This is a genomic window from Pelosinus fermentans JBW45 (assembly GCF_000271665.2).
In the GTDB taxonomy this organism is placed as follows: Bacteria; Bacillota; Negativicutes; order DSM-13327; family DSM-13327; genus Pelosinus; species Pelosinus baikalensis.
Window position 1 is genome coordinate 352,228 of the sequence record NZ_CP010978.1, and the last position, 26,088, is coordinate 378,315.

The following is a 26,088-nucleotide window of genomic DNA, read 5'->3' on the forward strand; positions in this document are numbered from 1 at the left end:
ATCTCGTAATAGAGGTTTTCCTTTTTTGTTACAACCTCCAAAGCAAAAAGCAAAAATAGGTAAGCGTTAAATAACTAGGTGGATAGAAAGGTTGTTGAAAAAATGGCTGTACGAGAAATATTACTCTTAGGAAATGAATCTCTCTATAATGTTTCACGAGAAGTTACTGAAGATATGGATAAAAGAATTCAGGTAGTTAATGATTTACACGATACAATTATAAATTTCAGAGAAAAATATGGCTTTGGTAGGGCTATTGCTGCTCCTCAAATTGGAGAATTTTTAAGAATTATCTATATGAATTTTGATAATAAATCATATGCCCTAATTAACCCCAGATTGGAATTTGGAGAAGAAGAGTTCCAAGTGTGGGATGACTGTATGAGTTTTCCCGGATTAGAAGTAAAGTTAAATAGATATAAAAAATGTAGAATATTTTATAAGGATCTACGATGGAATGATTGCTTTTTAGAATTTGAAGATGATTTGTCTGAACTAGTTCAGCATGAATATGATCATTTAGATGGGATCTTAGCAGTACAAAGAGCAATAGATAATAAATCATTTAGAATTAACCCTGAGAAATCAGGATGTTTTTAGCATAGCCTAACAGCCAAAAACAATAAACCCAATTACTTACTTCACGAAAAGAGCCCATAGTTACTAAAGCATGCCAATAATCCAGTAGATTGGTATCCATGGGGGAGCAGAAGCGTTTCAGAAATTTCTGCGTTCATTGACGAAACAGGTTATAGGGTGTAGAATAGACAATATTGAAAAGAATATTTTGGCAAACCAATTGAAAAGTTGGGACGCAAAGCTATGGGTCTAATGACGAGTTGTCTATGATTGCCAGGTTGCTAGTGAATCATAAATTAAGTGAATCGTGATGAGTTAATTAGCACTTGCCTTGGGCGGGTGCTATTTTTTATGGCGGGATAAGTAGGTTCAATATAGTAAGTTGGCAATTTTGAAGATAAGTGATAAATGGATGGGGGAGAATTTTTTTATGAATTTGCTTACATGGGTGAAGAAAAGTATTCAGGTAAAGGTTACAGCTGTTTTAATAATTGGGCTATTAGTAACATTAAGCATTCTAGGAGTATGTAATTTCTACAATGCAAAAAGTATATTGGTTTCAGATGCTGAGGAGGATCTTGTCCATAGAGCACATGCCTATGCTGAAGACATTGGGACGTGGAAAGATACTCGTGAAATTGAGGTTTCCATATTGGCAACGAATCAAAGTGTTGTTAACGGAGATACGCAGGGGGCACTTGCTTATTTAAAAGAAGAGACCAAACGAAATCCTATTTATTCACGGTTTTGGCTTGTAGATGCAAAGGGGCAATCCATTCATACATCAGGGGATAGAACAAATATCGCTGATCGTGAATATTTTAAACAGGTCATGTCAACTGGCAAAGCGACAACTACCGATCCAATTATTTCTAAGGCTGATGGTAAATTGGTGGTATCTGTGGTTGCGCCAATCAAAAAAAATAACCAGATTATAGGGGCACTTGGCGGTACAGTGCCTATTGATGCTCTCATTTCACGTATTAATCAAATTAAGGTTGCACAAAGCGGTTATGCCTATGTAATTCAGGGCGATGGTTTAACCATCATTCATCCTGATAAAGACCAAATAATGAAGACAAATATATTAAAGGACCCTAATGCAAATGATCAACTTAAAAATGTAATTAATAAAATGGTAAATGCAGAAACCGGAACTGGTAATTACATAGATAAGGGCATTACGAAATACATTGCTTTTGCTCCTATTCCTGGAACGCATTGGAGCTTGGGGATCAATGTACCGGAACAAGAAATTCTTGTAAAATTGGCCCCCTTTCTAAGAGCCTCCTTTATTACAATCGGTTTGATTCTTATTGCTGCTTGTGGTTTTGGTATTCTGGTTTCAAGGAATATAACAAAGCCGATTATAAGAATGAATAAAGCAATTGAAAAAATGGCAGAAGGTGACTTAACCTTACAAGTAGCTGCTCTAGGTATGACGGCAGCACAGAGTGCCGATGGTAAAGACGAATTAGATGCAATGGAGATCCATTTTGATACTATGGTAAAAAAAATACGCAGTTTGGTTCAACAAATTGCTACTTCAGCAGAACTGGTAGCAGCATCTTCCGAGGAACTTACGGCAAGCGCAGAACAATCTTCTGTAGCTGCCAATCAAATAGCTGAAACGATAACGGAAGTATCTTCAGGCAGTACGTTTCAAATGCAAGCAGTAGATGTTGCAGAGGATGCTGTTGAAAAGATGTCTGCTAGTATACAGCAGGTAGCTGCTCACTCTGGAAATGTAGCAGCTACTGCTGAAAAGACTGCGCTTGCTGCTCAAGATGGTGGTAAGGCAATAGAAGATACTACGAAACAGATGGAGAATATTGAGAAAACAGTAATGAACTCAGCTCAGGTAGTCGAGAAACTTGGCAATCGTTCAAAAGAGATTGGTCAAATTGTGGATACCATTGCTGGAATTGCTGGTCAAACAAATCTCCTTGCATTGAATGCTGCAATCGAGGCAGCACGTGCTGGTGAACAAGGTAGAGGGTTCGCTGTGGTAGCGGAAGAAGTTCGAAAACTAGCTGAACAATCTCAGGACGCAGCAAAACATATTGCAGTACTAATTGGTGAAATTCAAGGTGATACTGAAAAAGCAGTTAACGTAATGGCCGAGGGGACGAATGAAGTCAAGCGAGGTTCAGAAGTAGTCCATATTGCAGGCAAGGCTTTCGGGGAGATATTGAAATTAATCGAACAGGTTTCCAATCAAATCCGAGATATTTCTGCTGCAATTCAGCAGGTAGCAGGTGGCAGTGAGCAAATTGTTTCCTCAATTAAAGAAATCGACAGAATCAATGGTGAGACAACAGGGTATACCCAGACTGTTTCTGCCTCAGCCCAAGAGCAGTCTGCATCAATGGAAGAGATTGCTGCCTCTAGTGAAGCTTTAGCTAAAATGTCTGAGGAACTTCGCTCTATTATAGCGCAATTTAAAGTATAAATGCTTCCTTCAAACTACTCATAATCTATCTTGTTAGTAGATTATGGGTAGATTCTCTTTAAATTTGATATAAAAATTGAATATGGAAAGATTAGCGTTAGATTTGTTATGTGGACAAGAAACCTGTCCCCGTGTCCCATTGAAAAGGGATTCACCCCTTGGCTGTATGAGGCTGACTAATAGTAATGTCTGCAGATGTTGTAGATTTTTGTCTAAACATATGATATAATTATGTCAATAGCAAGGGCGCTGTTTTCTTATTTAAGAAAAAACAGCGTCTTTTTAGTTTAGTTCAGCAAGAAAGGAAGGGGGAAAGATTTATTTGAAATAAAAAGTTACATGAATGTCTTTATAAATTTTTTAGAGGGAGAGAATTTTTTTATGATGACTGCTGTTGGTATTATTGTAGTAATTGTTACAGTTTACTTTTTGATCAAGCGTTATGATGCGCGACTGGTATTATTAGCTTCTGGTATTATTATGGCTTGTGTGGCGGGGACGCCGATGGTTTCTTTAAATGCTTTTGCAAAAGAAATGACCAATAGTGGGCTGATTCAAGCAGTTTGCTCCGTTATGGGTTTTGCAATGGTAATGAAGTATACAGAATGTGATAAACATTTAATTAATCTTATGGCAAACGGTCTTTCCAAAGTTCGACCGCTTTTAATTCCAGGTGTGGTTTTGGCTACCTATGCAGTCAATGTAGCACTACCAAGTGCTGCGGGAACGGCAGCGGCTGCAGGGGCGATTTTTGTACCGTTGATGATGTCGGCAGGTGTACATCCGGCAATGGCGGGAGCAGCGGTAAAATGCGGTACATATGGCAGTATGCTGAACCCAGGTTTGGCACATAACCCGTTTGTAGCCAAGATTGCCGGTGTAGGCGTTATGGAAGTTATCGCATTTCACTTTAAAGCGAATATTGCGTCTTTGCTTACAGCAACAATTTTGATTACGTTGATTGCTTATTACAAAAAAGAGCATAAAGGATATAAAGCCGAAGGTTTTGAGGCAGAGGCATCTTTCAAGGTAAAACTTCTATATGCGTTGATGCCGATTTTTCCGATTGTAATTCTAATTTTAGGTGCAACGGCAATTGTTCCTGCATTTAAGATGGATGTTCCACAAGCCATGGTTATCGGTTCTTTAGTTGCGCTGTTAGTAACGAGAAAAAATCCTGTTAACTTGAGCAATGCATTCTTCGATGGTATGGGAAAAGCGTATGGTGAAATTCTTGGTATTATTATTGCGGCAGGTGTATTTGTTTCTGGCTTGACAGCAATTGGACTTGTAAAAGCGTTTACCGATTCAATGCTGAGCAATCCAGCAATTGTTAAGGTTTGTGCAGCAGTTGGTCCATTTATTTTGGGATTGGTTGTTGGTTCCGGTGATGCGGCAACTTTCGCATTTAACCAAGCTATTACACCACATGCAGCAGATTTTGGTATGTCAGTGGTGCAAATGGGCAGTATGGCCACACTAGGTGGTACACTAGGGCGCACGATGTCACCGATCGCTGGTGCCACAATTATCATAGCTGGTATTGCTGGCGTCAATCCAATGGAGATCGCAAAGCGTAACTGCTTGCCAATGGTAGGTGCTATGATAGTCGGTATGTTATTCTTATTAGCGTAAATCGCATTTCGGTCTTCCGCAATTTTCCGATAAAAAAATGCCAGAGCAAATTTTGTGTGATATTGCTGATTTATCGGCAGAATTTGGCACGAAAATTATGATAAAAGATGGCTAGGAACGATTGGATTTAAATAAGACGTTTTGCCATAAACCGTATCGGTCAAAAAAATAGCAAACTAATAGTAGCCTACAACCGTTCAATGGTTGTAGGCTACTATTGTTTTTATGAAGGTTATCATAATTGAGTGAAGACAAAGGGGACGATCCTCACCAAAGGAGCGTCCCTTCTGTTTTTACATGTGTTCTTTTAAAGTAATAAAATCTTTTCGATACTTGATAATTTAACAGGAGAACTAATTCGGTATATAGAATATTAACCATGTTTCTTTCTGAAAAGGAACCATGGTTATTTTTGCATAATGGCAACTATGGTTGGCAATATAGAAAACTTATACGAGGGGTGTCGTATTGTGCGTAGGTTAATTTGTTTAATAATTGTTATTAATATTTTGCTGATTTTCATGCCGGGAAAGTCATATTGTGCTGACCCCAAGCTTGAACTGGATTGGGACTACTTGACTCACGCACACTTCAAAGACCGCTATATTGATACGGTATCACTACATATATTTGAGAATATTTCGAAAAAAAATAATAGGTCTATATATAGAGGCATTACAATTACTCGGCCGTATGGGTACATAAATGATAATAATCAGCAGTCGAAAGACAGTTCTGCAGTCGGCGTCGGTCCCGTTTACATGATTCGCCATGAAAAAAAACTTTCTGGAAAGCTATATGAAGCATTAGATATGAGCGGCGGATTTATTGTATATGACAAAATATTTCCGGCTGAAGGAAGATATTATAATTTTATGTGGCGGATCGGTCCTCGATTCATTTATAAAATCAGCGAAAACTCTTCAGTAAATATCGGGTATATGCTAATGCATGTTTCCAATGGTTTTAGAACTCATAATCCTGGATATAACGCCCAAGGAGTTTCAGTGGGGTTTGCGGCAAAATTTTAAATTGGCAAAATTCTAAGTGGAATATCTAAAGAACTGCTGCTTTATGAAAGAGAAGCTACCCATAATTACCTAAGTAGATTCATGGGGAGCTTCTCAAATACCTTACTCAGTAGTACTTCTAAGATTTCATTCTATGTTTTTAAAAGTCGTTGGAAAGTACGGGGCTCATAATCACTCGATTTAAATAACCGAAAGGGTCAATGCTATTAAAGCGACGGCTAAGCAAGCCGCAGCACTAAACTTGACCCTTTAGAACAATTTCCTAGTTAAGGCTGAAAATAGTTCACGTTATAGTTAATACTAAAATTTGAAAAATTAGAGGAGGATAAAATGGATTCAATAATGTCGTCTATCGTAAACCGCAGAAGTGTAAGATCCTATACTTCAGAGAAAGTAAAGCCAAACGATATTACTAAGATACTTACTGCTGCTAGTTGGGCCCCTTCAGGAAACAATCTACAGCCATGGAAGTTTTCTGTAGTAATGAACGATGAAGACTTAACCCAAAAGCTTTCATCACTGACGATCTACCATCACTGGGTACAAACTGCTCCTTGCTTGATAGCAGTCTTTCTCGATACAAAAACAGTAGATACTAAAATTCAAGGTATTTATCTAAAACACATCCAAGCCATCGGAGCCGCAATACAGAATATGTTACTTGCCGCCCATGAAATGGGTCTGGGGACTTGCTGGATTGGCGAGATATTAAAAAATGAACATAAGATGAAAAAACTGCTAGGAGTTTCAAACGATTTTGAATTAATGGCTGTTATATCTGTTGGCTATCCAAGTAAAGACACGATAAAATCCAAAAGAAGAGACATTTCGGAAAATATTCTAAGTTGGTTATAGGAACGAATTAGCAAATCTTTGCATAGGCAATCCTCTCAATTTTTGATTACTAAAAAGAAAGAAGTGAATAAATACAATGGAGAATCAACAAAAGGTTTTTGAAAAACTAGATGAACTGAAAATTAAATATGAGGTAATGAATCATCCAGCTGTTTATACAATAGAGGAAATGGATGAACTGGGAATTGCCAATCTGGATGATGTATGTAAAAATCTATTTTTGCGAGATTACAAAGGCAAGCGACATTTTATTGTAGTATTAGATAAAGATAAGCAAGCAGATTTGAAAAAAATGCGCGAACAACTGGGAACTACCGCTTTAAGCTTTGCCTCTGAAGAAAGATTGCAAAAATACCTGCAACTAAGTAAAGGCGCAGTAACACCTTTTGGGATAATCAACGATACGAATTGTGCTGTTGAGGTAGTCTTTGATAAAGATTTGATAGGTAAGAAGAGCCTTGGATTTCACCCAAATGAGAATACGGCAACTGTTTGGGTTTCTTTTGATGACATTAAAGAAGTGATCCAGCAAAATGGCAATAAGATCGCTTATGTAACAATGTAAATGGGACACAGGGACATGTCATTTGTGCCTGTGTCCCATTCTTTATTTCTCGGCATCATCTTCGTTATTATTAAATGGTTTCAAAGCGGGTTGCAAATTTAATGATCTGGAGGGGGACATTGTCTCAGACCGAACAAAAATACCTTCCTGCCATATCTGATATGCGTATATTATAACTCCTAGTGCGGAGGTCATAAAAACGTCTAGCATAGGGCTAACACTTTGAAATTGAATTACACCTCTATTACCTAGAAAATAATTTTCAAATACTAGAGTATAGAACAAATTTAATAAAAAATCCGCACCTACGTACAACCAAAATCGCCCATACGTAAATTTTAAAAGCCACATTGTAGCTACTGGTATGGGACCATACAGATATGGGACGTTCTGGAGAGGATAAAGCTTTACTGGATATACCCACCATCCAAATGTGATACCCGCTTCAAGAATCATTGCACTCGTAACCGTGGCAAATAGGCCAACAGGTATTAAATGGGACACAGGGACAGGTTGTTTGTCCCGAGAGATGGAAGAATTAAGAGTCCTAAACTACAATTCTATGAGAACTTTCTGAAACCCACAAAAAGGCAGTACATTGAGCATTTTTCTTTTGGAAAAAAACGATAGTGGCAGATTGAAAATCCATAGCCTATTCACCGCAATTTCCTTCTTCCTGGGCAAGCAAAAATTTTGTGGCGTAGATAGTTTCAAGGCTCAACTTGCAGTTTTTTTCTGCTGGTTGAGCCTTTTATTGCACAAAACTTTCGATTGAACCCTAAACGAACCATCCCGTGCTTTAAAGGATATTGGAAGAGTAATCAGAAATAATAGTAGAGAAGATAATTTAGTAATTATAAAAGAGAAGCTATCCATGATCTACCTTTCTAGTAGATTTATGGGCAGCTTCTCTTTAGATTTAGCATCTAAGGCATTAGCATGGCGAGTCAAATTTAATATAGAAGAATGACTTTTACAGTGTTTTCGAACGCCCCCAAGTGTCACATACGCCACCACTGTCCTATGAAATGTGCTTTACGATAGAAATTACCGAAATTTACAATTAATAATTAGTACTCCAAAGGGGTATATTTCTAATGAATCAAATTTTACCAGCAGTATCCTATGGAATAAACGATAATTACATTTCAATCTTTGATTGTCTTTGGGAGGACTATGCTTTTAAATACAGAACAACTCCGACAAAAAGCTCATGAACTTGCATTGACCCATGACCCTTATGTGAGACGCTGGTCATCAAAGCGCCTGTGGCGGGAGTTTTATAACGACATCGAAGAATTACGCACGTTTATTCGCTCTCTGCAGGAAGGTGATGCAAGTTGTTTGCAGCCCGCAGAAGAATGGCTTTTGGATCATGCTGAATTCATCGACGAACAGGTGCTGGTCGTCCGTCATCAGCTTCCTGGTGCCTTTTTGCGAAATTTGCCTGACTTACGCAAGACAGGCAAAACAAGGATACTGTCTATTTGTGCTGATTATCTCGAACATGTGGACGGGAACCTAGATGAGGATTCGCTCGTCTCCTATATCAATTCTTACCAGGAAGTATCGGTTTTGACTATAGCAGAGGTGTGGGCCGTCCCGCTTATTTTGCGTATCACCTTAATCCGCCGCCTGACCGCAGTCATGGAACTGGTTCGCGAACGGCGAGAGGTGTGTACCTTAGTCGATCGGCTGCTGGCACGCCTGCAGTTGGCGAAGTTAAACCCGGAAGTGTTAAAGGCTGCCCTTGAAGAAGCTGGCCAGGATATGCTGCTCTCCGGCTGCCAGATCGCCTACTTGGTCAGGCGTTTGCGCGAGTGGGCGGACGATTCGACAACCGTGAGGGAATGGTTAATGTGCAAATTAGAAAATGGCCCCGACAGCCTTGATCGAATCGTCTCTTACGAGTATCAGCTTCAGGCAGCCTATCAGGTATCCACAGGCAACCTTATGGGAAGTTTGCGTAAAATATCACGCTTGGACTGGCAAGATCGGTTTGAACAGATTTGTATGGTTGAGCATACGCTGCGTGGAGAAAGCACAGGTACATATCAGCTTCTTGATTTTTCAAGCCGTGATGTACTGCGTAAGCGGGTTGAGAAGCTGGCCTGCCGCCTGCATGTGCCGGAAAATCTAGTGGCGCAGCAGGCCGTCGGGCTTGCTGCGAAGGAGTATGAGCAAGCGTATACAGAGCAGGAAAAAAACGATGAGACAACACGTGGTCCGGTTGTGCTGGAAGAAATGCCACGCCAGGTATTTGCTGCATACTATCTGCTCGAAGCGGACGGCGTCAAGGAACTGCGGAATGCGCTAAAGATCTGTGGCACTCCTTCGCATTTACCGGAATTAGAAATGTTACGACGCTCCACAGGTACATATTTTACAGCCCTGACAGGATTATTCATGGTTTTTCTTCTTGGATTTGCCTGGTGGGTATCCGGGGGCTCAAGCCTTACTATTACCCAGTGGGTGATCGTTATACTGGCGCTGTGTTTACCTGTGAGCGAGTGGGCCGTTACAGCGGCACACTGGCTTATAGAATGCGTCAGGCAGCCACGGCCGCTACTCCGATATGATTTCTCGCGTGGTGTTCCACCGGATGCAACCACAATGGTGGTCATCCCCGTTATTTGGTCCACAGTCAAAGAGGTGCAGGAATTGGCGGATCGGCTAGAACTGCATTATCTGGCAAACCGCTATTCGAATATTCATTTTGCTCTCCTGGGGGATTTTACCGACGCAAGTGAGGAGAAGCTGCCGGAAGATGCGGCTATTCATGCTGCCGCCCGCGCAAGCATTGAGGCGTTAAACGGCACATACTCCGGTCCTGGCGGGAGCACCTTTCACCTCTTTCAGCGCCGCAGGATGTGGAACCCGTCCGAAGGAGTATGGATGGGTTGGGAACGCAAGCGGGGTAAATTGGTGGAATTTGTCGAACTGCTTAAAGGAAAGACTGATACGACCTATGACTTTGTAGTTGGGGAGACAGACGTCTTGCCGCGTATCCGTTACATAATCACCCTTGACGCGGATACAGAGCTGCCGCTGGGAAGCGCGCAGCGGATAATCGGCACCATGCATTTGCCCTATAACCGGCCACGGTTAAACCATACTCGGACAAGGGTCGTCGAGGGATATGGCGTAATGCAACCGCGTATCGGTATTAGCCACAATGCGGCTTTACGCTCGCGCTTCGCTTATCTGTGGTCGGTGGATCCGGGAATCGATCCATATGTCTTTGCCGCCTCCGACCCGTACCAGGATGGGCTGGGGCAGGGCATTTTTACGGGAAAGGGTATATTCGATATTAATGCATTTGCGCAGGTTTTATGCGAGCGCATCCCGGAAAACCGGGTACTTAGTCATGATTTGTTAGAAGGTGGATTTTTACGTGCCGGCTTACTGTCGGATATCGAATTAATTGATGAGCATCCGGCTGTATTCATTGCCTATCAAAAGAGAATGCACCGCTGGGTGCGCGGGGACTGGCAACTCATTCCATGGCTGTTACACAGTGTTCCCGATCGCCGGGGAATATTTCAGCCGGTTGATTTATCCTCTCTCACTCGTTGGCAGATCATTGACAATTTGCGGCGCAGTTTACTGCCAACTGTGCAGCTTGCCGTACTGCTGCTTGGGATGAACATACTGCCAGGTTCTTCCGGCCGCTGGGTTGTCTTTATGGTCGCTACCCTGTTGTTGCCGTTGCTTCGCCAACTGGTGGCGGTGAGGTGGATTATTGGCAATTCACGGAGTTTGCTGGGGACAGCCGCTCAAGTTTTGGTAAACATAATGATAATGCCGTTTCAGAGTGTGCTGTTGCTGGATGCAATCGCCAGAACCCTGTACCGTTTAGTTGTGACAAAACGTCATTTACTTGAATGGGTGAGCGCCGCTGAGGTCGAACGCAGGCAGCGGGGCGGGCGCTACCCCGTGTTGATGGGAATGTACGGAGGCTATGGAGTAGTGTTTCTTTTTGGGCTGACAGTGGCGGCCAGTACCGTTCCGGTTCTGCGGTGGATAGGACTGGCGTTTTGCATTTTATGGGCCATTGCTCCTTTTGCGGTCCGCTGGTTGAACCAGCCTGTGCAGCAGCCTGAGCAACCGCTGGCGGCGAATGAGCAGGAAGAACTGCAAAAACTGTCAAAAGAGATTTGGACGTTCTTCGAGGATTACGTTACTGACAAAGAGAATTGGTTACCGCCTGATAATGTTCAATTGGAGCCGCCTAACGGAATTGCACACCGCACTTCGCCGACCAACATTGGACTTTACCTTACCTGCACACTGACTGCGCGGGATTTTGGGTTTATCGATACGCCCGGTTTAATTGAGCGATTGGAGCGTACGATTGGCACAGTGGAGCACCTGGATAAATGGAAAGGCCATCTTTATAACTGGTACGATACTGTCACATTGGAGCCGCTGCCACCGCTGTACGTTTCAACGGTGGATTCCGGCAATCTCGTTGTTTGTTTGGTAGCCGTCAAAGAAGGGGTAGCGGAATGGCTCAAATCCGACCTAGAAGGGGATGGATGGTCAGGTGCCAATAAAGTCCATGGTAAAACGATAGAAACATTACATGTTGCTTTTGCTGAGGAGTTAACGCCTGTACGGAAGGGGGAAGCGATAGACCAATACGGAACATCACATCAGAGCGTCCGGGAGGAATGGCTCTATCGCGGGGGAAAACTGCTTGCCCGCGTGGAGGCGCTTATCAACGAGACAGACTTTCGCCCACTTTATGACCATAAAGCTAAATTGTTCCACTTGGGCTACAACGCAGGGCCGGGTAAACCGGATCCAATCCTATATGACCTGATGGCTTCGGAGGCTAGGCTGTCAAGTTTTATTGCCATTGCTCTCGGCCAGGTCTCCGTGTCTCATTGGCATGCCCTCGGACGGACAATGACGCGGGTGGGAAGACGGGTTACACTGCTCTCTTGGTCCGGGACAATGTTTGAATACTTAATGCCTTGGCTGTTTATGCGTACCTATCCGAAAACCATTTGGGACAGTACCTACCGTGGGGTGGTTCAACGGCAAATTGAGTACGCACACCAGCGGGGAGTTCCCTTTGGCGTCTCTGAATCCGGTTATTATGCCTTTGATTATCAGATGAACTATCAATACAGAGCGTTTGGTGTTCCCGGTCTGGGGTTCAAGCGCGGTCTTGAGCAAGATTTGGTTGTGGCACCGTACGCAACAATCCTTGCCTTGCCCTTTGCTAAGCAGCAAGGACTGCAGGATTTACGCAGGCTAGATGAGCTTGGTGCCCGGGGAAAATACGGCTATTATGAAGCCATTGATTTTACGTCTGAGCGACTGCCGAAGAAGCAGGCTAGTAAAGTTATCTGCAGTTTTATGGCCCATCACCAGGGAATGAGTCTGCTGGCACTTGCTAACTTGCTGGCACCGAGAAAAATAACCGAGCGCTTTCACCGTGACAAGCGCGTACGAGCAGCGGAGTTGCTTCTGCAGGAGCGTATTCCAGCACGGCCTAAAATTATTAAACATCCCGCCATGGCACGTGAATACGTGTCTTATAAGAAGCCGGCAGAGATCGTAACTCTGCGGGAATATCGCAGCGCAGACACGCTTGCACCCGAGGTGTGCGTTCTGTCAAACGGGACATTTACGACCACCGTGACCAACAGCGGCAGTGGGTTCAGTCGTTACGAAGGTCTGGCCATTTCCCGCTGGCGGGAGGATCCGGTATTGGACAACTGGGGAAGCTATATATATATTCGTGACGTGACCCGAGATGTGGTATGGTCGCCGGCATTTCAGCCCTGCCGTGTCCAGTCTGACGAACAACGTGTGCAGTTTGCTCTTGATCGCGCCACCTTCATGCGGGTGGACAAAGACGTGCAGACAAGCCTGGAAATTTGTGTATCACCGGAATGGAATGCTGAAGTTAGGCGGCTTACGCTTACGAATACCGGAAATGAAGAGAAGATCATGGAAGTAACAACCTTCCTTGAACTGGCTTTGGCATCTCCCATGGCCGACGATGCGCATCCGGCTTTCAGTAAATTGTTCATCAAAACGGCTTATGCTGAGGATGGCCAGTGCTTGCTAGCTCGGCGCAGACCTCGGCGGGATGACGAAAAATCCTTATGGGCGGCGCATTCTCTGCTGACCTCAGGCCGAACCCTCGGGCCAGTGGAATATGAGACCGATCGGGCCAGCTTCGTAGGCCGGGGTCATACGCTCGCCTTGCCACTGGGAATCCGTTCTCGCTTGCGCGGGACGGTTGGTTCTGTGGCTGATCCTGCATTTATCATGAGGAGGCGGATGAGCATCAAGCCTGGCGAACAGGTACAATTGTTCGCTGTTACTGCCGTGGCAGGCACAAAAGAAGAGGCATTGGAGATTGTCAGCCGTTTCTCTGGAGACTTGGTAGTGGAACGAACATTTCAACTGGCCTGGAATCGCAGTCAAATCGAATTTCAGCACCTGCATTTGACTGCTGCTCAGGCAATGGCTTTTCAAACTTTCGCTGGCCGGATTGTGTATACTCCGATGCTGCGGCAGGAGCGCGCGCAAAGTATCTTATCGAATGTAAAAGGCCAGTCCAGCCTCTGGGCTTACGGCGTTTCCGGCGACGTGCCGATGATCTTGGTACGGATCGAGGACCGTGTCAATATGCAGCTTGTGGTCAATCTGCTTACCGGGCACGAGTATCTGCGCCGTTTAGGGTTACTTTTCGATCTGGTTATTATGAACCAATCGGCGGAAGGCTACCAGCAGAATTTGCAGGAGACACTGCGGCGGGCGGTTGAACAAGTGGTTGGCTGGCACAGCCCAGGCCCAGGCGGGATTTTTATCATAAATTCCAGCCAACTGCCTGAGGAAGACAGAACGCTGCTCCTAGCCACCGCCCGTGTTGTGCTCAGGGCAGATGGTCCCAGCTTCCAGGCGCAATCCAATCTGCTCCGGAGGGCTATAGCTTTTCCGGCGCCTCTCAAACCGACGGCGTCAGTAAATAGATTCGCTGGACCTGTGACAGATAACGGGGAAGACTTATTATTCTTCAATGGTTGGGGAGGATTTTCACCTGATGGCCGGGAGTATCGAATTGTGCTTAAAAACGGCAATTATCTACCGGCGCCATGGATTAATGTGCTTGCCAATCCCCGTTTCGGCTGCCTTGTTTCCGAACTCGGCACAGGCTATACCTGGTGGCAGAGCAGCCGTGAGTGCAAACTGACCCCATGGTCTAACGATCCTGTGCTTGATCCGCCAGGTGAAATGTGTTATCTGCGGGACGAAGAGAGTGGCGAACTGTGGTCTACTGCACCAAGACGAGGGGACGACGGACAGGAGGACGGGTCTTCTGTCTTGAATTACACCGTTAACCATGGCAGGGGATTCACCTGTTTTAGTCATGAGGGACACGGTATCAGGAACGAAATGACTGTTTTTGTTCCCCAAGATGATCCCGTCAAGGTGATTCATTTGCGGCTACAGAATAAAAGTGCCGTGCAGCGGCATCTTTCCATCACCTATTATGCAGAATGGGTGATGGGTGTACAGCGGACGAAGAATGCTTCTTTCATCATCACGGAGTGGGATGATTCTGCCCGGTTACTACTGGCGCATAATGCGTATCAGGAGGAGTTTCAAGGGGCATGCGCCTTTTTAGGCTTATATTCGCAAACGGAATCCTCTGTTAAGCCAACGGCGGATCTATCCTGGACGGCAGACCGCAGTGAATTTCTCGGTCGTAATGGGACTTGGGAGAATCCGGCAGCTATGGCCCGGGAACGCCTTTCAGGTCAAACGGGACCGCTTTATGATACCTGCGGCGTGGTACAGACCAAGCTCATACTAGAGCCTGGGGCCGAACAGACTATCTACATCCTGCTCGGCGCGGAACATTCCCGGGACGCCGCTGTGAAACTGGCTAAAAAGTACCACCAATCCCAAGTTTGCGATCAAGCTTTGGAGCATGTACGTAAATTCTGGGATGGTGTTTTGGAACAAATTTCGGTTTCCACGCCCTGTGTAGAGATGAATTTACTATTAAACGGTTGGCTCTTGTACCAGACGCTTGGCTGCAGAATGTGGGCACGTTCCGCCTTTTACCAAGCGGGAGGCGCGTACGGCTTTCGTGATCAATTGCAGGATTCTCTGGCACTTCTGCACTCCCGCCCCGATTTAACACGGGCGCAAATTTTGCTGCATGCTGCGCATCAATATGAGGAGGGCGACGTGCAGCACTGGTGGCATGAAGAGACGCAGCGTGGCATCCGCACGCGTTTCTCCGATGATTTACTATGGTTGCCGTATGCTGTCGGACGGTATGTCGAGCATACGGGAGACGACGGTATACTGGAAGAGTCGGTACCATTTCTGTATAGCGAACCTTTATCGGAGGGTGAACATGAACGGTATGAGCCGACCCAAATATCTGCTCAAGAGGGCACTGTTTTTGAACATAGCTTACGTGCCATTGACAGAGCTGTGCAGCGCTTTGGCGAGCATGGACTGCCGCTGATCGGGATCGGCGACTGGAATGATGGTATGAGTCATGTCGGCGCTGAAGACCGCGGTGAGAGTGTATGGCTTGGCTGGTTTCTCTGTGACGTGTTAAATCGGTTTGCGGATCTATGCCGACAGCGTGGTGCTATTGAGCGGGCGGAACGCTACCTGGACGTATGCAGACAATTAGCAGCCTCTCTTGATAAGCATGCCTGGGACGGGCAGTGGTACCGACGGGCTTTCACCGACTCCGGACAATGGTTGGGTTCTATATATAATGAGGAGTGCCGTATCGACGCCATCGCACAGTCCTGGTCAGTAATTTCAGGGGCGGCGCCACAAGAAAAGGCACTGCAGGCGATGCAGTCATTCGACCGTGAGTTGGTGGACCGGGATCTTTCTGTTGCGCGTCTTTTAACACCGGCTTTTGACCGCACGAATCCGAGTCCCGGCTATATTCAGGGCTACCCGCCCGGTATCAGGGAAAACGGAGCCCAGTATACCCATGGCGTTATCTGGAGTATTATCGCCTGGTGCGGCCTTGGTAACGGAGATAAGGCTTTGGAGTTGTTTCAACTGTTAAATCCTCTCAATCACACACGAACGCCTAATGAAGTACGGCAGTATGCAGGCGAACCTTACGCCATTGCGGCGGACGTTTATACGGCTGAACCGCACCAGGGGCGCGCTGGCTGGACCTGGTATACCGGTGCTGCCGGATGGATGTATCAGGCGGGAGTTGAGTCGATTCTCGGCCTTCGTCGCCGTGGTGACCGGCTGTACATTTGCCCGTGCATTCCTTGCGAATGGCCAGGGTTTTCCGTTAGCTACCGTTTTGGTAACAGTTCCTACCATATTACCGTTGAAAATCCGTCACATAAGTCCGCTGGAGCGATTGCTTTACAAATTGATGGACGGGAAGTTGCACTTACTGAGCAACACGTGAAGGATGGTCCTTACGTTAAAATGCACGATGACGGGCAGCGCCATCAAGTTGTTCTGACGTTGTAAAAAGCTTCTCAAGGGAAGTTTAATTCGACCGGTGTATCCCATCTTTTATACAACTCTTATGTGATATGCTCCCCTTAGATAGACAGTGAAAGTAAAAAACTGTTTATTCGAAAGGGGAGTATTAAGTTTGCAAAAAAGTAAAGATAGCATGCATTTTATACGATAATAAAAATAGAAGGTGTCAAGTCATTCTACGTGAAATGGTTTTTTAACGCTATCAGGTCAGGAAAAATAGTAAGGCATTGATTGTTTGCTTTTTAAATAAATTTGATGAAGGGAATGGTGGTTAACTATGGGTTTGGGCATATCTGGGATTTCTTTTTCGCTACAAAGTAAGTCTAGTGTTGATCAGAGTGATAAGAACGATGTGAAGAGTAATCAGGGGAAAAGACAATATGTTACGGAACAAGAAGGAAACTATGAATGCACTTATGTAGTTATAGGAGAAAACTTCAAGGTTTTGATAGGTAGAGTTCCTAAGAATAAGGACGAAGATAAAGATGCGTCAAAAACGGAAGGTGCGGATAACAAGAACGTTCAGGCACTTATGAATAATGATCAAACATTAATGGGGCATCAACTGACAGCAACGGCGACACTTCCTAATAAAAATTTACAGGAAAGAATACAAGCCGTGGAAAATTATGGTGCAGATTCCTATTATGATATTGCTAAAATGGATGCCAAAGGATAGTAAGCCTTTACGTAATTAGCGGGATTTAGTATTTATGAAAGAGAAGCTACCCCTAATCTACCTTATTGATAGATTAGGGGTAGCTTCTCTTTAGAAGTAATGTCCCCAGCTTTTTGTTGAAGGAACTCTACTGTAGTGCAGGAAGTTCCTTGTCCATCTTCTTGGCTACCTTTTTGAGGCCGTTCTCGACTGCAGATTTCTCTGACACAGTGAATGGTAACCCTATGGTTCCCCCCACGACAGCTGTCTTGTCTCCTCTTTCCTGGATAATGCCTTCAAAAACGGTCTTGCCGGATGCCACGTTCCAGATGGTGATCTGGACCGGGATTACTGCCGCACACCATTTTTTTATAAAAATTCCTTTGAATCCCCGTCTAATTTTAATTGTTTGCAAGTCGGTCCTGACCACATAATCAGCTCCTGCCGCAGCGGCAGCCTTGATAACTTCATCTTCAGTCTTCGGCTCACCATTGCTACTCATCTGATTAGTGTAATCCGGAAGCGGAATGACTGTGAAATTTTCTGCTGGATATTTCTTAGTGTACTGGGCGTTGATGGCTTCGGTTATGTAGCCCGTGTTCTTCATACCAGTGTTATTGGCGATAGGAAGAAAGAGGATGGCCGGAATTTTGCTTGTGGTTTCCGGCCTCTCTGGAGCGGCAAGCGCGGTTCCCGATATAAGCAGCATTAAGACGAAAGCGATCATTTTTATTTTCAACATAATTCGTTTCCCTTTCCTTTCTATATTTTTCCATTATTATGGCTCAGCTCATTATAGCAAGCTATTGTGGCATGAATGTGTCAAGCTTTCCTCAAAAATTCCACCCATTCAAATTAGCCTTATTGGTGCCATAATCTTGTGTTATCATAAATAAAGAATGTCTATTGTTTAGAAGTAGAAAGGATGTTATCGTATGGTCAAAATTCTAATTGCCGATGATGAGAAAGATATACGTGATATCGTTACATGGTATCTTAGCCGCGAAGGGTTTGAAGTCTTCGCAGCAGCCGACGGACATGCGGCCATGGATATAGAGACCTTCCACTTACCTGATTTGTTAATATTGGATGTAATGATGCCCGGCTTATCCGGCTGGGAAATTGCCAAGACAGTGCAGCGGAATGTCCCCATTATTTTTTTAACCGCATTAAGCGAAGAAAATGATAAAATGAATGGCTTTAAGCTAGGAGCGGATGATTATATTTCCAAACCGTTTAGCCCTCGAGAGTTAGTTGCCAGAGTACACGTTATTTTACGCCGAACTGGGAAATTGGCTTTGCTAGGTGATGTGCTACAGGTTCCTCCTTTATCATTAGAACCGTTAACACAGCGAGTTATAGTTAATGAGCAAGCAGTTGAACTATCTGCCAAGGAATTTGAATTATTATATTTTCTGGCCCGTCATCCTCATATTGTTTTTACCCGAGAGAATCTGTTGGTTAATTTATGGGGCTATGACTTTGAAGGGGATGAACGCGCTGTTGATTCTACTGTAAAAAGAATACGCAAAAAAATCGGCATGGCCGAAGATTTTATAAAAACGGTACGGGGAACCGGTTACAAGTTTGAGGTGGACAAACCATGATATCCCGTTCATTGTTTTTTCGCCAGCTATTCAGTCATGTGGCAATTATCCTCTTTATGGCACTAACCTTATCAGCTTCAGTTGTGTACTACGCACATCAAAACAATACTGGGGACTTAACCATCAAGTTAAGAAAGATTGCCGACTTTTTCTCCGAGGATTTGAAAACAGGTCACATACCTGATCGGGAGTGGGAGTTAGCAAGTCAGACTATTGGAGCAGTATTGTGGCTGGAAGATAATAATGGACAGATTATTCAAGGAAGCCCACCCGTTTATTCGAAGGCGAAATCCTATACACTCCATAATTCAGTAGACTATTTCAAGCAGCTCCTTTTTTCAACAGAAGCGCAAAATGCTATCATTATTTCAGTGCCTGTGCTAATAGAAGATGGGCCCGGACGCTTACTAGCCTATTATCAGATTAGCCCTTTCTACTTAAAGATGATAATCCGCTCTTATTTTTTCCCATTTATTGCTGGACTTGTGGCGGCCTTTTTATTAGCATTGCTGTTATCGCAAAAATTAACCAGATCTATTGCCGATATTGCAACTGCCGCCAAGCGATTCTCCGCAGGAGATTATACAAGCCGCACCTGTTACACGGATAAAGATGAAATCGGAACACTTGGCAAAACATTTAATGCCATGGCCGACGCGATTGTTCATACCCAGCAAACCAGACGTAATTTCTTTTCTAACATTTCTCACGAACTAAAAACACCGCTAAGTTGTATAAAAGCCACAACAGAAGCACTCATTGACGGTATTGCGGTAAATGATCAAGAGAGAACTCACTACTTAGAGAGGATATTAGCGGAAACAGATCGAATGTCAAGGTTAGTCCATGACATTATGGATATTGAACAATTGGAATCCGGCAAAATGTGTATCAAACAAGAACGGTTTGATATAGCAGCGCTGCTGCTACATCAAGCCGATACAATAGAAATGTTGTTAAAGAAAAAAAATCTTTCTCTCCTGCTGCGGATCCAAACTGATAAGCGTTACGTTTTGGGTAATGCCGACCGATTTGCGCAGGTTTTGGATAACTTGCTGAGTAATGCGATACGGTACGCTCCATCCGGTTCTCATATCGGGTTGCTATTGACCGAAGAAAATAAATGGCTTCAAGTTTCCATATCCGATCAGGGAGAAGGGATTGCCAGCGAAGACTTACCGCTGATATGGGAACGCTTTTATCGTGTTGACAAATCCCGTGACCGCTCTCTAGGCGGGAGTGGTCTAGGCTTGTCCATAAGCCTAGGTTTAATGGAAGCTATGGGCGGAACGATTACGGTAGAAAGTGAAAAAGGGAAAGGAACTATGTTTAGAATTCGCATACCATGGCAAATATAGAGCCTTATTTTGCGTTGTATCTTTCCTCGTTTTTTTAACCTTCACGGTGCAGCTGCAGGATTTAGCACTTCTCAAAGAAAAGCTACCCATAATCTATCTTATTAGATAATTATGGGTAGCTTCTCTTTAGATTGGACATAGTGATGAAATATGAACCTTTCCCCGCGTTTCATTCTGTCCCAATATTTTTATACTGAAATTTCCTGAGCCTGGTGCGCAGTGATCCAGCTTTGGCATTCGGCGAGTGCGGCGGGAATGATTAGGATATTGTTGACGTTAGGCATTTGATCGATTTGATTGAGAAGAACCGGGTTGGGATGAATGGCCAGCACGCTGCCGGTATGATCGACCGGGAAATTATTCTTGGTGGTCATAATTTTAAGTGTGACGGTGCCGATTTTAAATTCAGCGGCAAGGATGGATTCTCGAATCTGAAATTGAGTTAATTCCGTATCTTGCAAGGCGGCTTCCAGCGTACTTTTTTGAACGCCGGCTAAGATGCCATGATGCGGGATATGATAAATACATTGCCTTGTCAGCCAGATTAAACCAGCGTTAATAGCTTGCGGATGGGAGTTGTTGTTAATGTAATAATATTGCATATTCATTCCACCTCGTATAGTCTCTTAAAAGATTAACAGGACTTCGTTCTAAAAGAAGTATATCAAGAACCATGAATATGTCAATAATTAAAGTTCAAATTGTGTTATAAAAGGTAATTTGTGTCAATATGACGAATGTCGAGGGGCTGAGGTTATTGACAATTTCTTGATGAAAATTCTTATTGTTCGTGCAAAAATCTAATGTATTGCAGAAATTTATTTTTTTATATGAAATCTAATCATGTAAGTATGGAATAAATTTTGGATACTATTTTAATAGAGTGTCCAGATTAGGAGGAATTCATGTATTAGAATTTAAAAAGCAAGAGTTAAAAAATAGTTCATCTTGGGGATATGGTTTTGATTAACCCAATATGCTGGAACCTATAGAAAAGGATTATTCAGTAACTACCTATCCGTCGGTATTCACTGAATTACAATTAAATCATTTTTTTAATTGGGAAAAGGAAGCTGTCCCCATGTCCCATTTACTAGAAAACGCATGGATTCATTTTGACTTGTTTGTAGTTTTGCTACAAAATCATCCCGAGAACCATTGAGAGAGGTCTGAAACGCGCCCGGGGTGGTGGGGAAATCGGGGGAACTAGTCGTCCCGGTGACATAGGCGTTGCCGGATGTGTCGACCGCGATGCCCAAGGATTCATCAAAGCTGCTACCACCGAGGTAGGTGGAGTAGAGGAGGGCGCTGCCGGTGGGGTTTAATTTAGTGATAAAAATATTCATAGAACCATTGAGGGAGGTCTGAAACGCGTCCGGCGTGAGGGGGAAATCGGGGGAGACAGTCGTCCCCGTGGCATAGACGTTACCGAATGTGTCGACCGCGATGCCACTACCACTGTCAGAGATGCTGCCGCCGAGGTAGGTAGAGAAGACAAGGGCGCTGCCAGCAGGATTTAATTTAGTGATAAAAGCATTCGATTGACCATTGAGAGAGGTCTGGAACGCGCCCGGGGTGGTGAAAAAATCGGCGGAATCAGTCGTCCCGATGATATAGGCGTTGCCGGATGTGTCGACCGCGATATCAGAGGGCTCATCTGAGCCAAAGTAGGTGGAGTAGACGAGAGTGCTGCCAGTGGGATTTAATTTGGTGATAAAACCATCCCTGGGACCTTTTAGAGAAGCCTGAAATGCGCCCGGGGTGGTGGGGAAATCGGTGGATTCAGTCCATCCGATAACATAGGCATTGCCGGATGTGTCGACTGCAATGCCCAAGGATTCATCATAGCTGCCACCGCCGAGGTAGGTGGAGTAGATAAGAGCGCTGCCAGCAGGGTTTAATTTGCTGACAAAAGCATCTGATAAACCCTTGAGAGAGGTCTGAAACGCGCCCGGAGTGATGGGAAACTCAGGGGATCGAGCACGCCCGGTGATATAGGCGCTGCCGGAGGTGTCGACCGCGATGGCAGTTCCAACATTGGTAGTAAAGAAGCCGCCACCGGCGAGGTAGGTGGAGTAGACGAGAGCATTGCCAGTGGAATTTAATTTGGTGACAAAAGTACTAAAGGTGTTTTGGGGAGAGGGGTGAAACGCACCCGGGGTGGTGGGGAAATCTAAGGAATCAGTGAACCCGGTGACATAGGCGTTGCCGGTTGTGTCGACTGCGATGGCAAAGGATTCATCAGAGTTGAGACCGCCCAGGTAAGTGGAGTAGACGAGGGCGCTGCCAGTAGGGTTTAATTTGGTAATAAAAACATCCCTAGGACCCTTGAGAGAGGTCTGAAATGCGCCCGGGGTGGTGGGGAAATCGGGGGAAGAAGTCGGGCCGGTAACATAGGCGTTGCCGGATGTGTCGATCGCAATGCCCACGGAATGATTAAATTCACCGCCGCCGAGATAGGTAGAGTAGACTAAGTCAGGGTCGATTATCAGTGGGGATTGGGGGTCATAGTCAGAGCCGGCAGTGAAACCGAATACCAAGATGCCATCCGGCAGACGTTCGAGGGCAAATTCCGTAGTAACGGGCAATTGCTGTTCACCGTCTGGTTGATAGCTTACCGGGCGCTGCTCGGTCAGAATGCCCATTGGAGTATGGATGATCAGATTGCCTTCCGTATCCGTTGATAAGTTGTCCGCTCCGTCGTAGGTTAGACGGATGTCACTTACGTTTGCGCCTGGTTGGATGATGAACTCGTATTTCAGCACGCCGTCAGTGTTGTGAAATACCATGTCAATGTTCGGCCACAGCTCAGGGTAGACAACCTCAGAATAGGAATGCAAATCGGTCCGCCATTTGGCAGGGTCGTTGCCGATAAAGAAGTTAACAGTGCCTGGTTCTTCCTTACGTGCTTCGATGTTGGCAGAAGGATTGGCCCCGATAAACCGAAGGGAAAGAGCCATACCCTGCTTGACCTGTTCCGTTTCTGACTGGGCCTCATCCGGACGGAAAAGCCGGTGATAGCGGTCTAGTTTGGTTTGCTTTGCCGAGCTTTCGATGAATGCCATATTTACTCCTGCAGGGGTAAAGTAAAAGCCGTAGCCTGCGCCGCGGGTGTAAAAATGTGCGGGCGTGGCTACTTGACCGACGTTAGGAATAAAAGCTTGTGATTGCCTCGTCAGAGAGTCAAAGATATGTCTCTCTTGTTCTGCGGAGAGACCTGATTTGGGATACTTCGTTAATATAGGGGACATTTTAAAACCTCCTTATAGTCATAGAAAGGGAGCCCTCTGAAGGTTCAAGAACCACATCTTCCATGCAAAAAATCTCAATTACAAATCACATATCAGCATATGTACTTCGTATAAGAAATGTTATATCGAGGGGCAAAATAAAAACGCCAGCACTCCACTGATTGGAAGATGCTGGTCTCTCTAGGTTACGAACAAACTGTTACGCATTATTTTTTCGGTTCTAAAAAACAAGCAAGCTTTCCATGTGATTACACCTGATGAGCGGGTTCGTCTTTATGTGTTTTTAAGAATTTCTTGAGGCAGGGGCTTGACTTTAGTTAATTGGTCTCATTAGTAATTTTGGTTTTTGTGGTAAAGCGAATTAGCAGGTTTTGACAAGCCATCTTTACAGAATTATTATTAGCTGTTATAATCTAGTATAAAAATAAGATTGTGGAAATTTTATAAATATGGCAGAAGTCATATTCTAACTTTTAGTAGTAAAACAACACATACAATATATAGATCTAAAACTGTGGTATGAAACCATTGGGGAAAAAGTTTGCCCCGGTTTTCTGCTACATTTTTTTTGCAAAAAAATCAAAAAAAGAAGAAATTACGAAGATTTGACATTTGAAAAACACCTTAATGCTTGGAAAGGAGGGGAATTGCCGGGAGTTTTCTACCACTGCATGTATTAGGCAATGGATAACGTGAAAGGCAAAAAATGTTTGGAGGAAAGCATGAAGAACAAAAGAAATTTAGCGTTGTTTTTAATAGTAATCTTCTTATTTACATTAGTTGGCTGTGGTAAAGCAGATAAGACTGACGCAGGTACAGCGACGAAAGACAGTGTCGTAATTGCCATGGATGCCGAATCAGAGCCTGCTGCCGGATTCGATCCGATTATGGGATGGGCTGCCGGTGAGCATACACACGATCCTTTAATTCAAAGTACCTTATTAATTACAAAAGATGATATTACAATTGGATATGACCTGGCAAAAGAGTATACGATTTCGCCGGATGGTCTCACATGGACTTTTAAAATTCGTTCTGATGTAAAATTTACGGATGGTGTGCCGCTTACTGCAAAAGACGTGGCTTTTACCTATAATAATGCTATGAAGCAGGCGACTGAGACCGATTTGTCTATGCTAAAATCTGTGGAAGCCATTGATGATACGACTGCGGTCTTTCATTTTAACACACCTTATTCAGCGTTTGCTTATACGGCTGCTGTTGTAGGTATTGTTCCCGAGCATGCTTATAATGCTGCGACCTATGGAAAAAATCCGATTGGTTCCGGCCGGTATATTCTGAAACAATGGGATAAGGGCCAGCAAGTCATTTTAGAAGCCAATCCTAATTATTATGGCGAAAAAGCAAAAATGAAGAAAGTTTCGATTGTCTTTATGTCAGAAGATGCTTCCTATGCGGCGGCTCAAGGTGGACAAGTAGATGTCGCTTATACAGCTCCGTCTTATACCGCTAACCCGATTAAAGGATATAATATCCTGTCGTTCAATACCGAAGATATCCGCGGACTGAATCTCCCCACTGTTCCTGCAGGGAATAAGACACCTGCCAAGAAAAATGGAGAAACCTATCCTGCTGGCAATAACGTTACTTCGCATCTAGCGATTCGCCAGGCAATTGCTTGCGCGATTGACCGGGAGGCCATCGTAAAAAATGTTCTAAACGGCTATGGTTCAGTGGCTTATAGTGACAGCGTTAATGAACCTTGGGAAAATGAGGCCATGAAAGTAGCGTATGATCCTGCAAAAGCAAAAACCATTCTAGAAGCAGACGGTTGGAAATTAAATGCAGAAGGTATTTATGAAAAACAGGGCTTAAAAGCCGAGTTTGATCTTCTCTATATTTCATCAAATTCCGTTCGAACTGGAATTGCTATGGCTGTGAAAGAAATGCTAAAACAAGTAGGGATAAAAGTAAATCCGATGGGCTCAAGCTGGGATCAAATTTCAACTTTATGTTATGAGACGCCCCATGTCTTTGGTGCCGGATCTCATTCTCCTACTGGCGTTAGGAGCCACTATTATACTGGTAAAAACTATGCTTCTTATTCCAATCCAACGGTAGATCAATACATTGACGAGGCATTAGCAGCTACTTCTGTGGAAGCATCGTATCCGTTGTGGAAAAAAGCACAATGGGATGGTGCTATTGGTATTACTCCTCAAGCTGACTCCCCTTGGGTGTGGCTGGTAGAAATCAAACACATTTATTTCGCCAAAGAAAATCTGAATGTAATTGATAAAAAAATTCATCCTCATGGTTATGGCTGGACAATTGTTAATAATGTTCACCAATGGTCTTGGAAATAATCTGGTAGTCCGCCAAGACTAGAGCTATAGGATGAATTGTGCAAGATTTTTCGTCCAGCAAGGCGGAGGAGCCGCACATATCGGACATATGTAAGGTGACGATAACGAAGCTGGGCGGGAAATATCGCGACAAGAACACTATGGATTTAGGCTTGGTGGACTACTAGATTAGCTAGTTATTTCTGTTCTATGGTACAGAAAAATAAGATATTTTCTGTACCATAAGCTTATTCTTTTTTAAAATGAGGTATTTC

General features: G+C 44.2%; 14 protein-coding genes and 1 riboswitch. Of the genes, 11 read left to right on the forward strand and 3 right to left on the reverse strand.

Annotation, left to right across the window (positions count from 1 at the left end; translation table 11 throughout):
- The first annotated feature begins 78 nt into the window (after positions 1-78).
- The 8 genes from JBW_RS01365 to JBW_RS01405 all read left to right on the forward strand — a co-directional run bounded on the left by JBW_RS01365 (position 79) and on the right by JBW_RS01405 (position 17,312).
- The gene (locus tag JBW_RS01365) at positions 79-600 is read left to right on the forward strand and encodes a peptide deformylase (protein WP_235334112.1); all 522 of its coding nucleotides are present in this window, start codon (positions 79-81) and stop codon (positions 598-600) included.
- A gap of 179 nt (positions 601-779) precedes the next feature.
- Positions 780-865, forward strand: a riboswitch (cyclic di-GMP riboswitch).
- Positions 866-1,009: 144 nt separating this feature from the next.
- Positions 1,010-3,031 (forward strand): methyl-accepting chemotaxis protein, encoded by a 2,022-nt coding sequence (locus tag JBW_RS01370; protein ID WP_007961301.1) that lies wholly within the window; start codon positions 1,010-1,012, stop codon positions 3,029-3,031.
- 381 nt (positions 3,032-3,412) lie between these two features.
- Positions 3,413-4,666, forward strand: coding sequence for a C4-dicarboxylate transporter DcuC (gene dcuC, locus JBW_RS01375; protein ID WP_007961304.1), 1,254 nt, complete (start codon positions 3,413-3,415; stop codon positions 4,664-4,666).
- A 470-nt stretch (positions 4,667-5,136) separates the two neighbouring features.
- Positions 5,137-5,697 (forward strand): acyloxyacyl hydrolase, encoded by a 561-nt coding sequence (locus JBW_RS01380; RefSeq protein WP_036682120.1) that lies wholly within the window; start codon positions 5,137-5,139, stop codon positions 5,695-5,697.
- 342 nt (positions 5,698-6,039) lie between these two features.
- The gene (locus JBW_RS01385) at positions 6,040-6,552 is read left to right on the forward strand and encodes a nitroreductase family protein (protein WP_235334113.1); all 513 of its coding nucleotides are present in this window, start codon (positions 6,040-6,042) and stop codon (positions 6,550-6,552) included.
- Between the two features lie 76 nt (positions 6,553-6,628).
- Positions 6,629-7,117, forward strand: a complete 489-nt coding sequence (locus tag JBW_RS01390) for a prolyl-tRNA synthetase associated domain-containing protein (RefSeq protein WP_007961309.1) — start codon at positions 6,629-6,631, stop codon at positions 7,115-7,117.
- A 1,176-nt stretch (positions 7,118-8,293) separates the two neighbouring features.
- On the forward strand, positions 8,294-16,618 hold the full coding sequence (locus JBW_RS01400; protein WP_007961310.1) for a GH36-type glycosyl hydrolase domain-containing protein: 8,325 nt from the start codon (positions 8,294-8,296) through the stop codon (positions 16,616-16,618).
- 292 nt (positions 16,619-16,910) lie between these two features.
- Positions 16,911-17,312 carry a hypothetical protein gene (locus JBW_RS01405; RefSeq protein ID WP_007961311.1) on the forward strand — a complete coding sequence of 134 codons (402 nt, stop codon included), beginning with the start codon at positions 16,911-16,913 and terminating at the stop codon, positions 17,310-17,312.
- 127 nt (positions 17,313-17,439) lie between these two features.
- Here JBW_RS01405 and JBW_RS01410 read toward each other — a convergent pair whose 3' ends face one another.
- A complete protein-coding gene (locus JBW_RS01410; protein WP_007961312.1) occupies positions 17,440-18,033 on the reverse strand; it encodes a hypothetical protein in 594 nt (197 codons plus the stop codon).
- A gap of 193 nt (positions 18,034-18,226) precedes the next feature.
- Between JBW_RS01410 and JBW_RS01415 the strand changes: the two genes are divergently transcribed.
- Together JBW_RS01415 and JBW_RS01420 are read left to right on the forward strand one after the other, a co-directional pair.
- Positions 18,227-18,898, forward strand: coding sequence for a response regulator transcription factor (locus JBW_RS01415; RefSeq protein WP_007961313.1), 672 nt, complete (start codon positions 18,227-18,229; stop codon positions 18,896-18,898).
- Entirely contained in the window at positions 18,895-20,256 is a 1,362-nt protein-coding gene (locus JBW_RS01420; protein ID WP_007961314.1) for a HAMP domain-containing sensor histidine kinase, read from the forward strand. Before JBW_RS01415 ends, JBW_RS01420 begins: the two co-directional genes overlap by 4 nt.
- A gap of 188 nt (positions 20,257-20,444) precedes the next feature.
- Here the strand turns inward: JBW_RS01420 and JBW_RS01425 are convergent, their stop codons facing one another.
- Together JBW_RS01425 and JBW_RS23705 are read right to left on the reverse strand one after the other, a co-directional pair.
- Complete coding sequence (locus tag JBW_RS01425) at positions 20,445-20,858, reverse strand: hypothetical protein (RefSeq protein WP_007961317.1); 414 nt, start codon at positions 20,856-20,858, stop codon at positions 20,445-20,447.
- Positions 20,859-21,311: 453 nt separating this feature from the next.
- Entirely contained in the window at positions 21,312-23,507 is a 2,196-nt protein-coding gene (locus JBW_RS23705; RefSeq protein ID WP_007961319.1) for an SBBP repeat-containing protein, read from the reverse strand.
- 722 nt (positions 23,508-24,229) lie between these two features.
- Here JBW_RS23705 and JBW_RS01435 point away from each other — a divergent pair.
- Positions 24,230-25,834: an ABC transporter substrate-binding protein gene (locus JBW_RS01435; protein ID WP_007961321.1), complete on the forward strand. Its 1,605-nt coding sequence runs from the start codon at positions 24,230-24,232 to the stop codon at positions 25,832-25,834.
- Positions 25,835-26,088 lie beyond the last annotated feature (254 nt).